The 14,602-nt window shown below is 62.1% G+C and carries 13 protein-coding genes and 1 pseudogene; 7 read left to right on the top strand and 7 right to left on the bottom strand.

Features of this window, described 5'->3' with window-relative positions; genetic code table 11:
• Positions 1-30: 30 nt before the first annotated feature.
• The 3 genes from VKR55_RS21485 to VKR55_RS21475 all read right to left on the bottom strand — a co-directional run bounded on the left by VKR55_RS21485 (position 31) and on the right by VKR55_RS21475 (position 2,514).
• Positions 31-1,407 (bottom strand): sensor histidine kinase, encoded by a 1,377-nt coding sequence (locus VKR55_RS21485; protein ID WP_324406449.1) that lies wholly within the window; start codon positions 1,405-1,407, stop codon positions 31-33.
• Positions 1,408-1,417: 10 nt separating this feature from the next.
• On the bottom strand, positions 1,418-2,089 hold the full coding sequence (locus VKR55_RS21480; RefSeq protein ID WP_324406447.1) for a response regulator transcription factor: 672 nt from the start codon (positions 2,087-2,089) through the stop codon (positions 1,418-1,420).
• 269 nt (positions 2,090-2,358) lie between these two features.
• On the bottom strand, positions 2,359-2,514 hold the full coding sequence (locus VKR55_RS21475) for a hypothetical protein (RefSeq protein WP_324406445.1): 156 nt from the start codon (positions 2,512-2,514) through the stop codon (positions 2,359-2,361).
• Between the two features lie 276 nt (positions 2,515-2,790).
• On the opposite strand from VKR55_RS21475, the gene ku reads away from it, so the two are divergent.
• Entirely contained in the window at positions 2,791-3,753 is a 963-nt protein-coding gene (ku, locus tag VKR55_RS21470) for a non-homologous end joining protein Ku (protein WP_324406444.1), read from the top strand.
• Between the two features lie 104 nt (positions 3,754-3,857).
• On the opposite strand, the gene VKR55_RS21465 is transcribed toward ku, so the two are convergent.
• On the bottom strand, positions 3,858-4,022 hold the full coding sequence (locus tag VKR55_RS21465; RefSeq protein WP_324406442.1) for a Flp family type IVb pilin: 165 nt from the start codon (positions 4,020-4,022) through the stop codon (positions 3,858-3,860).
• Between the two features lie 152 nt (positions 4,023-4,174).
• Between VKR55_RS21465 and VKR55_RS21460 the strand changes: the two genes are divergently transcribed.
• From VKR55_RS21460 to VKR55_RS21450, 4 genes and pseudogenes are all read left to right on the top strand, one after another.
• Entirely contained in the window at positions 4,175-5,977 is a 1,803-nt protein-coding gene (locus VKR55_RS21460) for a thiamine pyrophosphate-requiring protein (RefSeq protein ID WP_324406441.1), read from the top strand.
• Between the two features lie 64 nt (positions 5,978-6,041).
• A pseudogene (locus VKR55_RS33165) lies at positions 6,042-7,256 on the top strand (GAF domain-containing protein); the annotation flags it as partial.
• Positions 7,254-10,241: a GAF domain-containing sensor histidine kinase gene (locus VKR55_RS21455; RefSeq protein WP_475387054.1), complete on the top strand. Its 2,988-nt coding sequence runs from the start codon at positions 7,254-7,256 to the stop codon at positions 10,239-10,241. The pseudogene VKR55_RS33165 and the gene VKR55_RS21455, both read left to right, overlap by 3 nt.
• 15 nt (positions 10,242-10,256) lie before the next feature.
• Positions 10,257-10,646 (top strand): response regulator, encoded by a 390-nt coding sequence (locus VKR55_RS21450; RefSeq protein ID WP_324406437.1) that lies wholly within the window; start codon positions 10,257-10,259, stop codon positions 10,644-10,646.
• A gap of 176 nt (positions 10,647-10,822) precedes the next feature.
• Here VKR55_RS21450 and VKR55_RS21445 read toward each other — a convergent pair whose 3' ends face one another.
• Both VKR55_RS21445 and VKR55_RS21440 read right to left on the bottom strand, forming a co-directional pair.
• Positions 10,823-12,502, bottom strand: coding sequence for a methyl-accepting chemotaxis protein (locus VKR55_RS21445; protein WP_324406436.1), 1,680 nt, complete (start codon positions 12,500-12,502; stop codon positions 10,823-10,825).
• A 254-nt stretch (positions 12,503-12,756) separates the two neighbouring features.
• Positions 12,757-13,197, bottom strand: coding sequence for a hypothetical protein (locus VKR55_RS21440; RefSeq protein WP_324406435.1), 441 nt, complete (start codon positions 13,195-13,197; stop codon positions 12,757-12,759).
• A 100-nt stretch (positions 13,198-13,297) separates the two neighbouring features.
• Here VKR55_RS21440 and VKR55_RS21435 point away from each other — a divergent pair, with 100 nt between their 5' ends.
• Together VKR55_RS21435 and VKR55_RS21430 are read left to right on the top strand one after the other, a co-directional pair.
• A complete protein-coding gene (locus VKR55_RS21435; RefSeq protein WP_324406433.1) occupies positions 13,298-13,558 on the top strand; it encodes a hypothetical protein in 261 nt (86 codons plus the stop codon).
• Between the two features lie 365 nt (positions 13,559-13,923).
• Positions 13,924-14,388, top strand: a complete 465-nt coding sequence (locus VKR55_RS21430) for a metallophosphoesterase family protein (RefSeq protein ID WP_324406431.1) — start codon at positions 13,924-13,926, stop codon at positions 14,386-14,388.
• A 19-nt stretch (positions 14,389-14,407) separates the two neighbouring features.
• On the opposite strand, the gene VKR55_RS21425 is transcribed toward VKR55_RS21430, so the two are convergent.
• Positions 14,408-14,602, bottom strand: a 195-nt coding sequence (locus VKR55_RS21425; protein ID WP_324406430.1) for a hypothetical protein, incomplete at its 5' end; no start/stop codon positions are given.

The following is a 14,602-nucleotide window of genomic DNA, read 5'->3' as shown; positions in this document are numbered from 1 at the left end:
TGGCAACGTCGTCGGACCGTCGGAGGGCCGTTAAATCCCGGGTAACACCAATTCCGCCCGCAATCCGCCGATCGGTGCATTGCCGAGCGACAGGCTGCCGCCGTAGAGCGCGGCAAGATCGACCACGATCGAAAGCCCAAGTCCCGATCCGGGCTTGGATTCATCCAGCCTCTGGCCGCGGCGCGACACCTTCGCGCGCTCGGCAGCCGACAGGCCCCGCCCATCATCATCGACGACGATCCTCAAGCGAGGTCCTGTGCCCGGCTCGGGCGGCCGCTCCACGGTCACATCGATGAGCACCCGCGACGATGCCCATTTGCAGGCATTGTCGACGAGGTTGCCGGCCATTTCCTCCAGATCCTGCCGCTCGCCCCGGAACTTCGCGTTCGGATCAGCCTTGACCTCGATGTCGACGCCGCGGTCGCGGTGAATCTTCTCCATGGTCCGCGTCAGCGCCTCGATTGCGGGCGCTACCTCAGTGACGGTGCCGACGATGGTGACGCGGGCGGCGATGCGCGCGCGCTCCAGATGATGCGCCACCTGGTCGCGCATCAGGTCCGTCTGCTCGAGCACCTTGTGCGCAAAGGGATCGGCGGCGTGGGCGGAGGCTTCGTTGACGATCACCGACAGCGGCGTCTTGATTGCATGCGCGAGATTGCCGACATGGGTGCGCGCGCGCTCGACAATCTCGCGATTGGCGTCGATCAGCGCATTGGTCTCGCGCGCGAGCGGCGCGATCTCGACCGGAAATTCACCCTCCAGCCGCTCGGCCTTGCCGGAGCGGATGTTGGCGATCGATTCGGAAATGCGGTTGAGCGGCGCCAGACCAAAGCGGACCTGGAAGATCGTGGTGAGCAACAGCACGATGCCGAGCGTGATGAAGGTGCCGCCGAGATAGTAGTCGAAGCTGCGCGTCTCGTCGAAAATCTCCGACGCATCGCCGGCGACGCTGACCAGGAACTTCCCGTCGGCGCCGAGATCGACCGGGCGCTCGACCATACGGAGACTCTGGCCTTCGGGCCCGTCGACATAGGCGAGACGGATGCCGGCTGCGGTGAGGTCGACGCCGCGGTCCGCCAGCTTCGGCAGCTTCTTGTCCCACAACGAGCGCGAGGCGCGCACATCCGCCTTTTGGGAATCGGTGCGGGTGATCTGCCAGTACCAGCCCGACAGCGGCAGCTCGAACAGCGGCTCGCCCAGCGACTGGAACTGGCGGTCCGGCGGCTCGTCGGGGGTTGCGACCTCGGCGATCAGGGTGCGCAGATAGAGATTGAGCCGGCGGTCGAAGGCGCGCTCGGTCGCGTTCTTGTAGACCGAGGACAGCACGAAGCCGGTGATGGTGAGGATCACGACCACCCAGGCGGTCGCGGAGAAGAACAGCCGGGTGGCAAGCGAATTGCGGCGCATGCCCTCTAGGTTATGCGCCGGTAGGGGGCGGCGTCAGCAAATATCCAAGGCCGCGGACCGTCTGGATGATGTCCACTTCCAGCTTTTTGCGGATGCGGCCGACGAACACTTCGATGGTGTTGGAGTCGCGGTCGAAATCCTGGTCGTAGAGATGCTCGACGAGCTCGGTGCGCGACACCACGCGGCCGGTGTGATGCATCAGGTATTGCAACAGGCGGTATTCGTGCGAGGTCATCTTGACCGGATTGCCCGAGACCGTGACGCGGTTGGTGCGCGTATCGAGCGTGACCGGGCCGCAGGTGAGCTCCGACTGGGCGTGGCCGGCGGAGCGGCGCAGCAGCGCGCGAATCCGCGCCAGCACCTCCTCCAGATGAAACGGCTTTGCGACATAGTCGTCGGCGCCCGCATCGAAACCCTGCACCTTGTCGCTCCAGCGGTCGCGCGCGGTGAGGATCAGGACCGGCATGATGCGCTTGTTGCGGCGCCAGGCTTCCAGGACCGAGATGCCGTCCATCTTCGGCAGGCCGATATCGAGCACCACGGCATCGTACGGCTCGCTGTCGCCGAGATAGTGCCCCTCCTCGCCATCGAAAGCGCGATCGACCACATATCCGGCGTCGCTCAATGCCGTGGTGAGCTGGCGATTGAGATCCGGATCGTCCTCAACGACGAGCAAGCGCACGTTTGCCTCCCGAGCTGACCTGCACCAATTGCGCCATCAAGATGATCCTCAACGCCGTGAACCGCTCATGAACGGAACAGACAAGGCAATGTTACTTTTTCTTCACAAAGGCTTCGGTCGTTCAATGCCCTATATGACGCGCGAACACGGCACCTCGTTCAACACGGGAGCGGATTTAGCGTCTAAGCCACTGTGTTGGAAGCCCCAAAGACCCCTCGGCCCCGACCGCCTCTCGGCGGCAGCCTTGATGTCATCGCTCGTCGCCGGCCTCAGACGCCGAAGAATACAAACCAGATCACGGCAAGGATCAGGACGGCGAGCCCGGTCGACACGGCCAGGAGCGCAAGCAATGACGGCCCGAACTCGCCCCAGCGAACCTCGGTCGGTGTTTCACTCATGCGATCATGTTCTCTGGTTGTGGCCATGGTGACCTCGTTCGCTGGCTGTCACGCAATGTTCCGCGAGCCCTCGCGGCGGATGGACTTGGTAGGTATGGACCCCGAAGGTAACGCCTCATATTGGGCGACGTTCCCCTTCTGCCCCTCCCCTTTGGTCGCACGCCAATGTGTTTGGCGGAGTGCAGTGCGAAACGGATAGCGGTTAACGCCGTTGGCAGAATGTGGAGCCCGGTCGCTTTGTGATCTGGTTCCCGGGTGGTATCCATGGGCTTTGTCCTCGGGTTGCGTTTCGGAGTTTTCGTCATGGCCCCTCGCGCCAACTGGAAAGGCTTTCTACGGCTGTCGCTCGTGACCTGTCCGGTGGCGCTGTATCCGGCCACCTCCGACACCGAGAAGGTCTCCTTCAACCAGATCAACAAGAAGACCGGCCATCGCATCAAATATTCGAAGGTCGATGCCGAGACCGGCGAGGAAGTCGCCAACGAGGACATCGTCAAGGGCTACAAGGTCGACACCGATACCTACATCGAGGTCACCAAGGAAGAGCTCGACGACATCGCGCTGGAATCGACGCATACGATCGAGATCGACGAGTTCGTGCCGAAGGCCGAGATCGACAGCCGCTACCTGATCCGCCCCTACTACCTTGTCCCCGACGGCAAGGTCGGCCACGACGCCTTCGCTGTGATCCGCGAAACCGTCCGCGCGATGAACAAGGTCGCGATCGGCCGCGTGGTGCTCACCAATCGCGAGCACATCATCGCGCTGGAGCCCTTGGGCAAGGGCTTGATGGGCACGCTGCTCCGCTACCCCTACGAAGTGCGCGGCGAGGCCGAATATTTCGATGACGTCCAGGACGTCAAAATCACCAAGGACATGCTCGACCTCGCCAGGCATATCGTCGAGCAGAAGTCGGGTGAGTTCGATCCGGAGCAGTTCGAGGATCACTACGAGACGGCGTTGATCGATCTCATCAACCAGAAACGCGCCGGCGTGAAGATCGCGCCCAAGGCCGCGCCGAAAACAAGCGGCAATGTCATCAACCTGATGGATGCGCTGAAGAAGAGCCTCGCGAGCGAGAGGCAGTCGCCGCCGGCCGCCAAGCCCAAGGGCAAGAAGAAGCGCGTCGAGGGCCAGCGCGAAATGCTGCTGCCGATCGCAGGAAGCGGCACCAGCGCGAGCAAGCGCGCCGCCAAGGAAAAGGAAGAGCCGAAGAAGGCCGCCAAGCCCGCGCGCTCCCCTGCCCGTGCCAAGAAAGCGGGCTAGCGGAGTTGTTGCTTGAGTTCGTCATGCCCTGGCTAGCGGGTGAGCTTTGGCGAAGATGGCAAGCCCGACCGTGACGAAAGGTTGTGAGATCTGCGCTGTTGCGCTTACTGCAGAGCTGTGCCGACCGAGCTGTATTTGGTGTTGAGCGCCGTGCCCATGCCGTTGACGATCGCGACGATGGTAATGGAGATGCCGGCTGCGATCAGGCAATATTCGATCGCGGTCGCTCCGGATTGATCGGCCAGGAATCTCGCCACCTGCTTTCGCATTCCAAACTCCTGTCGACGCTACGTAACGGAGATTTCTGTCCACGTCATGCGCCGCGCGCAATCTAGAGTTGGAATGGTTTCTCGCCGATTGAGGAACAGGCTGAAGAATCTGTTAAATCCACACCTTGATTCTGCGGCTGACTGCGACGGATATGGCTGCGCGCCGATGGGTCAACGCCCTACCACGGTGTCGTTGGTTCGCCCTGCATAGCAGACCTACCGCCGCGCGCGATGGGCGGCGCTTTACCGTCCCGCAAATTCCTGATCCAACTGTCGGCCAAATTGGCTGGATCAACCGGCCGAATCCGGGAGAAACCGCCATGAAGCTCGGCACTGCGATCGCGGAAATCATGAAGCGCGAGGGGATCGAGATCCTCTGCGGCTATCCGGTCAACCATCTGATCGAGCACGCGGCCAACGCCAATATCCGCCCGATCATGGTGCGGCAGGAGCGCATCGGGCTGCATATGGCGGACGCGATCTCCCGCGTCACCTCCGGCCGCTCGATCGGCGCGTTCTGCATGCAGCACGGCCCCGGCGCCGAGAACGCCATGGGCGGCGTCGCGCAATGCTATGGCGAATCCGTGCCCGTGCTGGTGCTGCCAATGGGCTATGCGCGGCGGATTTCCAACATCGAGCCGAACTTCAATTCGAGCCAGGCGATGAAGGCGTTCTCGAAATCCTCCGAGCCGATCATTCTCGCAAGCGAAGTCGGAAACATCTTCCGCCGCGCCTTCACCAGATTGAAGAACGGCCGCGGCGGCCCGGTCATCGTCGAAATCCCCTCGGACATGTGGAACGAGGAGGTGCCGGAACCCTTGAATTACACGCCGGTGCTGCGCACCCGCTACGGCGCCGATCCCGTGCATATCAAGGAAGCGGCCCACCTGCTCGTCAACGCCAGGCGGCCGGTGATCTATGCCGGCCAGGGCGTGCACTACGCGCGCGCCTGGCCGCAGCTCAGGCGGCTCGCCGAGCGGCTCGCGATGCCCGTCACCACGAGTCTCGGCGGCAAGTCGTCATTCCCCGAGACGCATCCGCTGTCGCTCGGCTCCGGCGGATTGGCCGTGCCGCGCGCGGTGCCGAAATTTCTCGCCGAGGCCGACGTGATCTTCGGCATCGGCTGCTCCTTCACCGAGACCAATTTCGGCATCAAGATGCCAACCGGCAAAACCGTCATCCATTCGACGCTCGATCCCAACCACCTCAACAAGGATGTCGAGTGCAGGGTAGGTCTCGTCGGCGACGCCGGCCTCGTGCTCGACGCGCTGCAGGAAGAGATCGGCAAGACCGTCACATCGGATCGCGATCCAAGCGCGGTCGCGGCCGAGATCGCGGCCTCGCACAAGGAGTGGCGGGCGAAATGGATGCCGAAGCTCACGAGCAACGACGCGCCGCTCAACCCGTATCGCGTGCTCTGGGACCTGCAGCACACCGTCGACGTCGAGAACACCATCATCACCCATGATGCCGGCAGCCCCCGAGACCAGCTCTCGCCGTTCTGGAAGCCGATAAAACCCCTCACCTATCTCGGCTGGGGCAAGACCACGCAGCTCGGCTACGGGCTGGGGCTCGCGATGGGCGCCAAGCTCGCGCGGCCCGACCAGCTCTGCATCAACGTCTGGGGCGATGCGGCGATCGGCTTCACGGGGATGGATTTCGAGACCGCGGTGCGCGAGAAGATTCCGATCATGTCGATCCTGCTCAACAATTTCTCGATGGCGATCGAACTGAAGGTGATGCCGATCTCGACCGAGAAGTATCGCTCCACCGACATCTCCGGCGACTATGCCGCGATGGCGCGCGCCTTCGGCGGCTATGGCGAGCGCATCACCAAGCCCGAGGACATCGCTCCCGCCATCAAGCGCGGCATCCAGAAAACGCAGGAAGGCGTGCCGGTGCTGCTCGAGTTCATCACCTCCAAGGAGACCGAGGTGTCGAGGCCGGGGACCTGAGCCGTCAAGGGACCGCCGAAAATCCTGCCGCCGACGCTGGAATAGGCCGCCCTGGGGTGAAATAATGCACCCCCCGGGGAAGGCATTTTTATCTCCGGCGGCCTGGATTGATTGCGAGATGACGACGGTTTCCGAAGACGCGTCGGCCGATCTGAAGCAGCGAATTGCCGAACTCGAACGGCGGCTGGAAGCCGCCCTGATCGAGCGCGATGCCGCGATCGATCGGCAGACCGCGAGCGCCCTGGTCAATTTCCGCCTCCAGAACGAGCTGCGCGCCGCCCTCGACCGCCAGAAGGCCGGCGCCGAAATCCTGCGCAGCATCGCCGCGACGGCTGGGAATGCCGCGCACGCCTTGCAGGAAATCGCCGAGACGACCGCTCGATTCTTCAATGCATCGAGCGTTACGATCCGCATTTCTGACGGCCTGCAATGGACCTGGACGATCCGTGTTGGTCCCGCTTCCGAGCGAATCGACGCGTCCGTTCCGTCCGACCAGCTCGGGATTTCCGGCAAGAACGTGGCCGGCCTGGTGTATCGCGAAAACCGGCAGATCCACATTCCCGACCTCGACAATGTCGATCCCGCGATCGCCGACTTTCCCGTTCTCGCAGTCGTGCGCGATGGCGGCACGCGGACCGTGTCCGGCACTCCGCTCCGGCGCGGCAGCGAGGCGATCGGGGCGATGATCATTCACCGCGACCGCCTCGCGGCCTTCACTGACGAGGAACTGGCCCTTCAGCAGAGCTTCGCCGACCAGGCCGTGATCGCGATCGAAAACGCGCGGCTGTTCAACGAGACGCAGGCAGCGCTTGCCCGGCAGACGGCCACATCGGATATCCTGCGCATCATCAGCGGATCGCCGACCGATGTGCAGCCGGTGTTCGATGCCATCGTGCAGACCGCTGTCCGGCTCCTCGGCTGCGAGATGGCTTTCATTCTCCGTTGCGACGGCGTCGATTTCTGGGCTGTAGCCAGGTGCAACCGCGAAGGCCTCGTCCCCGTCTTCAATCCTCGGCATACGCCGATCGACCCCGGCGCCAACTTTCCCTCGCGCGCCATCGTGGACAAGACGACGCTGCACCTGCCGGACTGGTCGCAAATCGAGATTCCCGAGTTCGAACGCCGCATCCAGGAGGCGCTGGGCTACCAATCGGCGGTCTACTTGCCGCTGCTGCGCCAAGGAGAGTGTATCGGCGTGCTTGGGGTTTCCGGAACGCGGCCCCGCATGTTCGGCGAAACCGAGATCGCCCTTGCCGAATCCTTCCGCGACCAGGCCGTGATCGCAATAGAGAACACGCGGTTGTTCAACGAGACCCAGGAGGCGCTGGAGCGCCAGACCGCGACCGCGGATATCTTGAAGGTGATCGCGAGCAATCCGTCGAATGTGCAGCCGGTGTTTGAAGCGATCGTGAACAGCGCGGCGAAGCTATTCGAGCCCTGTGCGGCGACGATCATCACTCTGAGTGATGGCATGCTGCACTCGGGTGCCACTACGGCCCTTCAGCCGAATTTCGACGCCGAGCGCGTCAAATCCCTTTATCCGGTCCCATTTGATCCGGATCGCGCTCCTTCGGCGCGCGCCATTCTAGAGCGTCGCATCATCGAGATTTCCGATGCCACAGCGCTTGATGCGCCCGAGTATTTGCGTCGGATCGCACTCGCCAGTGGCATGGCCTCCTTTACCTTCGTGCCGCTGATACACGAAGGCAAAGGCATCGGCACGATTGTCCTGACGAGCCCGCAGATCGGCTTCAGACTTTCTGAGAGGCAGCTTGCCCTCGTCCAAACCTTCGCGGATCAGGCCGTCATCGCGATCCAGAATACGCGCCTGTTCAACGAGACGCGCGAGGCGCTGGAGCGGCAGACCGCGACCGCCGATATTCTCAAGGTGATCGCGAGCTCGCCCTCCGACGTGCAGCCGGTGTTCGAGGCGATCGCCGCCAGCGCCAACCGGCTGATCGGCGGACACTCGACGGCGGTGTTTCGGTTCATCGACGGCATCGTTCATATCGCGGCATTCACGCCTACCACGCCGGAGGCCGATGATGTCCTGAAGAACATGTTTCCGATGCCGGTTGCCAATCTTCCGCAGCGGAACGTGCTGAACGGGGAGACCGACCAGATTCACGATACCGAGGCCGGAGAGGAATTTCAGGTCAGGCTTGGCCGGGCCCGCGGCTTCCGCAGCATCATGTTCACGCCCCTGATGCACCAGGGCGGGGCGATCGGCATGATCGCGATCACGCGAGCCGAGCCAGGCCAATTTGCCGACCACCACGTTCAGTTGCTGAAAACCTTCGCTGACCAGGCCGTGATCGCGATCGAGAACACGCGGCTGTTCAACGAGACCGAGGAAGCGCTGGAACGGCAGACCGCGACCGCAGAGGTGTTGCAGGTCATCAACTCATCGCCCGGCAACCTCGCACCGGTGTTCGACGCGATCCTGGAGAAGGCGCACAAGCTTTGCGGGGCCGCTCAGGGAAGCTTGCAGCTCTACGACGGGAGCAAGTTTCGTGCGGTCGCGGTGCGGGGGTTATCCGAGGCGTTCGCCAATCGGCTGCGCGAAGGCGTCAGCCTCAACCCCAACGCACCGGGCCCGCATTTGCTGAAAGGCGCACGCTTCGTGCAGATTCCCGACCTTGGCGAGATAGACGATCCCATGTCGCGTGCAGCCTTCGAGCTGGCTGGCATCCGCACTGTCCTGTTCATCCCGCTGCGCAAGGACGGCACATTGCTCGGCCGGATCTCCGCCTCTCGATCGGAGGTCAGGTTGTTCACAGAAAAAGAAATCGGGCTTCTCGAAAGCTTCGCCGCGCAGGCCGTGATCGCGATCGAAAACGCCCGCCTGTTCAACGAGGTCCAGGCCAAGACGCGCGACCTCGAGGAATCGCTACAACAGCAAATCGCAACGTCGGAAGTTCTCCAGGTCATCAGCAGCAAGCCCGGAGAATTGGGACCCGTCTTCCAAAGCATGCTGGAAAATGCAACGCGCATTTGCAGCGCAAATTTCGGAGCATTGAATCTGTTTGACGGCGAAGCATTTACACCCGTCGCGCACTTCAACACGCCGCCGGAGTTTTCGGCGGCAAGGCTGGGCACTCTCTTTCGTCCGCACCCGGAAAGCGGTCATGGCCAGGTCGCTCGACACAAGGAGGTCGTGCACATTGCAGACCTTCGCGAGAGCCAGGCTTACCGGGACGGCAGTCCTAGCGTCGTTTCGATGACCGACGTCGCGGGCGCGCGTACCATAGTCATCGTGCCGATGCTGAAAGAGGCGGAGCTGATCGGCACACTCGCGATCTATCGGCAAGAGGTTCGCACGTTCAACGACAAGCAGATCGCACTGCTGAGCAATTTTGCCAACCAGGCCGTCATCGCCATCGAGAACACCCGGCTGCTCAAGGAACTCCAGCAGCGCACCGAAGATCTCACGCGTTCCCTCGACGATCTCCGCACCGCGCAGGACCGCCTGATCCAGACCGAAAAACTCGCCTCGCTGGGCCAGCTCACCGCCGGCATCGCCCACGAGATCAAGAACCCGCTCAACTTCGTCAACAATTTCGCGGCGCTCTCGGCGGAATTGACCGACGAATTGAAGGCGTCGCTGAAGCCTGCGGTGCTCGACGAGACCATCCGCGCCGAGGTCGACGAATTGACCGGCCTGTTGAAAGACAACCTCGACAAGGTGGTGCAGCACGGCAAGCGCGCCGATTCCATCGTGAAAAACATGCTGTTGCATTCGCGCGAAGGTTCCGGTGAACACCGGCCCGCCGACATCAACGCGCTGGTCGACGAAAGTCTCAACCTCGCCTATCACGGCGCGCGCGCCGAAAAGCCGCATTTCAATGTCACTCTCACGCGCGATTTCGACCCCGAGGCTGGCATGATCGAGGTCTTTCCGCAGGAAATCACCCGGGTTTTCCTCAACCTGATCTCGAACGGCTTCTATGCGGTCAGCAAGCGCAAAGCCGAGCATGCTGATACCGCCTTCGAGCCGACGGTCACCGCGAGCACCAAGGGCGCCGCTGACCATGTCGAGATCAGGATCCGCGACAACGGCACGGGCATACCGCCGGATGTGAAGGAGAGGATGTTCAATCCGTTCTTCACGACCAAGCCCGCCGGCGAAGGCACGGGCCTCGGGCTATCGATGTCGCACGACATCATCGTGAAACAGCATGGTGGCACGATCGAGGTCGATACTCAGCCGGGCGAATTTACCGAGTTCACCATTGTATTGCCGCGTACCAGCAATCTTAAATAAGACCAGGGGTTAAACGTGAGCGTTCTCGTTCTTGTGGTGGATGACGAGCCCGACGTCGAGGCCTTGTTCCGCCAGCAATTCCGGCGCGATTTGCGCGCGCAACGCTTTGTGATGGATTTCGCGAGTTCAGCGGCGGACGCGCTGTCGCGTATCACCTCGACGATCGGGCAGACGCTGATTCTGATCCTGTCCGACATCAACATGCCCGGTATGACCGGGCTCGAGATGCTGCCGAAGGTCAAGGAGATGCGGCCCGAAGTGCCGGTCATCATGATCACGGCCTATGGCGATGCCGACACCAAGCGCAAGGCGCTCGAACGCGGCGCCTCGGGCTTACTCACCAAGCCGATCGATTTCAGCGTGCTGCGCGAGGAGATCGATTCGAGGCTCGCGGCGGCGAGCTAGACGCAGCGAATTGCGACGCCCGGTAGGGTGGGCAAAGCGCAGCGTGCCCACCATTCGTCGCAGCGACCGTTGACACGTGGTGGGCACGGCGCGTGCGCCTTTGCCCACCCTACCCGGCTACCCCAGACCACGGCTCGCTCTCTAAGCGCCGCGTGAGAGAGGTTAGAGGCAGGCGGCTACGCCGCGCGCACGCCGGCGAGGAAGGTCGCGACCTCCTGTTGCAGCATCTTGAGCTTGTCGGAGAGGCGCCCGCTCGAATTGAGCACGAGCTCGGCGATGCTGCCGGTCTCGGTCGTGGCGGCGGTCACGCCTGTGATGTTCTGCGAGACGTTGCTCGTGCCGGACGCCGCCTGCTGCACGCTATTCGCAATCTCCTTGGTCGCGGCGCCCTGCTCCTCGACGGCGGCGGCGATCGAGGACGAGATTTCGTTGACCTGCATGATGGTGCTGCGGATATCGCCGATCTTGCCGACCACCTCGTGCGTTTCAGCCTGGATCGAGGCGATCTGGGCGCTGATCTCCTCGGTCGCCTTCGCGGTCTGGGTGGCGAGCGACTTCACCTCGCTCGCCACCACGGCAAATCCCTTGCCGGCCTCGCCCGCCCGCGCCGCCTCGATGGTGGCATTGAGCGCGAGCAGGTTGGTCTGCGACGCGATCTGGTTGATGAGGCCGATCACCTCGCCGATCTTGTTGGCGGCGGACGCAAGCCCCTCGACCGTCTCGTTGGTGCGCTGCCCGTCGGCGGCCGCCTTGCTCGCCACCTGCGCGGCCTGGGTCACCCGCTGACTGATCTCCGAGATCGACGTCGAGAGCTCCTCGGCTGCCGAAGCGACCTGCTGCACATTGTTGGAGGCCTGCTGGCAGGCATCCTCCATCGCTTGCGCGCGCTGGCTCGCCTGGCCCGCGGTGCGCGACATGTTTTGCGCGGCCTGTTGCATCTGGCCGGCTTCGCCGATCACCTCGCCAACCACCGCCTGGATGCTGGCCTCGAACCTGGTGGCGAGCTGCATCATCGTGCCGCGCTTCTCGACGTCCGCTTTCTGCTTCAGCTCGGCCTGCTCGGCATGCAGCTTGGTCACGGCCGCCGCATTGTCCTTGAACACGCGAAGCGCCTGCGCAAGCGCGCCGATTTCGCCGCGGCGCTCGGCGTAGGGCACCTCAAAATCGCTGTCGCCGGAGGCGAGCCGCCGGGTCAGGCCCGTGATGATCGCGAGCGGTCGCGTCACGCTGCGGCCGATGATGATCGCGCTCGCCAGCACGGCCGCGAACACGATCAGCGACACCAGCCCGAACATCAGCGCGTTCTGCCAAAACACGGCATCGACGTCATCGAGATAGATGCCGGTGCCGATGATCCAGCCCCACGGCGCGAAACCCTTGACGTAGGAAATCTTCGGCACCGGCTTGTCGAACCCGGGCTTCGGCCAGAGATAGCTGTAAAAGCCTTCGCCCTGGCTCTTCACGAGGTCGACGAAACCCTTGAACAGACGATTGCCGGCCGGGTCCTTCATGTTGCCCAGCTCCTTGCCGTCAAGTTCCGGCTTGATCGGATGCATGACCATCTTCGGGGTCATGTCGTTGATCCAGAAATACTCGACCTTGTCGTAGCGGAGACCCTTGATCTGGCCGATCGCGGCAGCCTGCGCCGCCTCGCGCGAGAGTTTTCCGTCGCTTTCGAGCTGATGGTAATGCGCAAGGATGCCGTAGCCGATGTCGATCATCTGCTTCGTCTTGGCCTGGCGGTCGGCCATCATCTGCGCGCGCATGGATGAGAGCGCAATTGGCGCCATGACCACCATGCCGCAGAGGCTGATGGCGATGATGAGCACGAGCTTGAAACTGATGCGGGAAAACATCGGATGTCCTGAATTTGGGCGAAACAAGCGCAATCTAGCGGGACCGCGTTAGCAAAGAATTAAGGAAACCGGCGGCAGGCGAGCCGGCACGCGCGAAAACCCTTGCCGAGATCGCGCGACGCGCGGTGCTTTGCCCCGCGTCGTCATTCCGGGGCCACCGGCGCAGCCGGGCGGCTCGGCTTTTGCGTGCGGTGATCCCGCACGTCCAACATGCCTCGCTGGGAGGCGACGATCTGCGCTAAAACGTGCAGGCCTCAAAATTGAAACGGTCTGACCGAAACGGACACCCTTCCGTCCGGCGCTTGTTCTACCGTAAAGTCGACCTGTTTTTCCGCTGTTGCATCCTCTACCGTCGCGTACAACAATCCACTGCAAGTCACTGCGCGTTTGTGTTTGCTTTTTGAATTCGTAATTATTGTGTCGTCCAACCTGTATGACGCTCCTTGTCTCGCTGCTTCCAGGATTGCCCGTTTTTCAGCTTCTGTACTCGCACTATCTACTCTTGCCTCAACCACGCTCGAGTTCTTGGCGGCGTAGTTGACAAGCGCATTATTGCTGTCGCCCGAAATGATCTTAAGCACTGAATTGCGCGTATCCGAAGAATCGCACTCGAGCTTCGCCCCGCCGCAGCCATTCAGCAAAAGCAAAACAGGAAGACTCCACAAAGCCTGCTGTCGCTCCCGAAAACGCTTCATCGAATGCTCATGATTACTCTCGGTATCCGGCCGCTCTTATTGGAGCGGACGCCAATATGACTCTTGAAACAAGACAGGTGGCTAATTGAGATCAGAGGCTTTGATCAATCAGCTCGATGGTCATGTTGATTGGGGGCCCCAACAGGCACATCGGCGCGAACGCGGTCTCGTCTTACTGCAGATCAAGCTGCTTCACTGCGATCTCGGCGATCTCCGTCGCATCGCGAATACCCTTGGCGCCGATCTCTATGATCTTCCTTGCGACGATCTCGGCGAGAGGATCGTTTCGGTCAACGAGGTGCAGCGAGCGCAAAGCCCGCTTAAATGCCAGGTTCAAATTTTCGATTTCATCGAGCCCTAGCTTGCTGTCTGCGAGCAAGCGGTTGATAGGCATTTCTCTCCCCTGTGCCAGAGCACGCCCACCGGGGGCAGCGTACCACCAGACCCGGGAGCGCCAACTAACCTATGTTAGTTGTTGGACATGGTCCAGGAAACCGAAGCGTTGTTCGCCCGTGCTCAAGCCGCCATGAAGGAGGCGCAGCGGCTGGGGCAGCCATCTTGGGTTCACAGAAGCGCCTGATCGAGCGGATAGTTGAGAGGCAGACACGGAGCTTCACTCAGGCGCCTTGATGAGGACACGCCCTGGCACGTCCCTTCCCAGAGCGTCCGCCTTTCTGCAAAACTCCGTCGTTGCAACCGTGATCGTGCAAGCGGTATGGTCGCGCAGTGAAGATTGGAGTCATCTCGGATACCCACGGGCTGCTGCGGCCCGAAGCCGAACAGCATCTGGCGGGCGTGGCGCATATCGTGCACGCGGGCGACATCGGTCGGCCGGACATCATCGCCCGGCTCCGTCAGATTGCGCCTGTGACGGCAATCAGAGGCAATGTCGATACCGACGATTGGGCGGAAGATTATCCCGACACCGAGACTGTCAGACTTGGCGGGCGCGTGATCCACATTCTGCACGATATCCATGACCTTAAGCTGGATCCTTCATCGAGCGGCATTGACGTGGTCATGTCCGGCCACTCGCATCGCCCGCGGATCGAGACCGTTCAGAGTGTGCTCTATCTCAATCCCGGAAGCGCCGGGCCGCGGCGTTTCACTTTGCCCATCACTCTAGCGACCCTGGAGCTGAACGAAAGCGGCCTCTGGCCCATCATTCATCACCTTTGCGCTGCCCGGTGACCTGACGGGCAAATCACCTCTAGCCACTTCGCTTTATCAGAATAAATGTCAAGCCCGCCTGCGAAAAATATTTTGCTTCCGTTTTTCGGAATATCATGATTTGTTTCGCCCATCCCGCTCCGGCAAGAGGGGCGTTTCGGCCGATCGTCACGAACGTGGAGCGGGATGCGATGGACGTGTTGCAGCCGGTCAGACGAAACTGGGTGCGATGCGG

Origin of the sequence: Bradyrhizobium sp., from assembly GCF_035309285.1 — a bacterium.
GTDB lineage: Bacteria > Pseudomonadota > Alphaproteobacteria > Rhizobiales > Xanthobacteraceae > Bradyrhizobium.
This window is presented reverse-complemented; position numbering and strand designations above follow the sequence as displayed.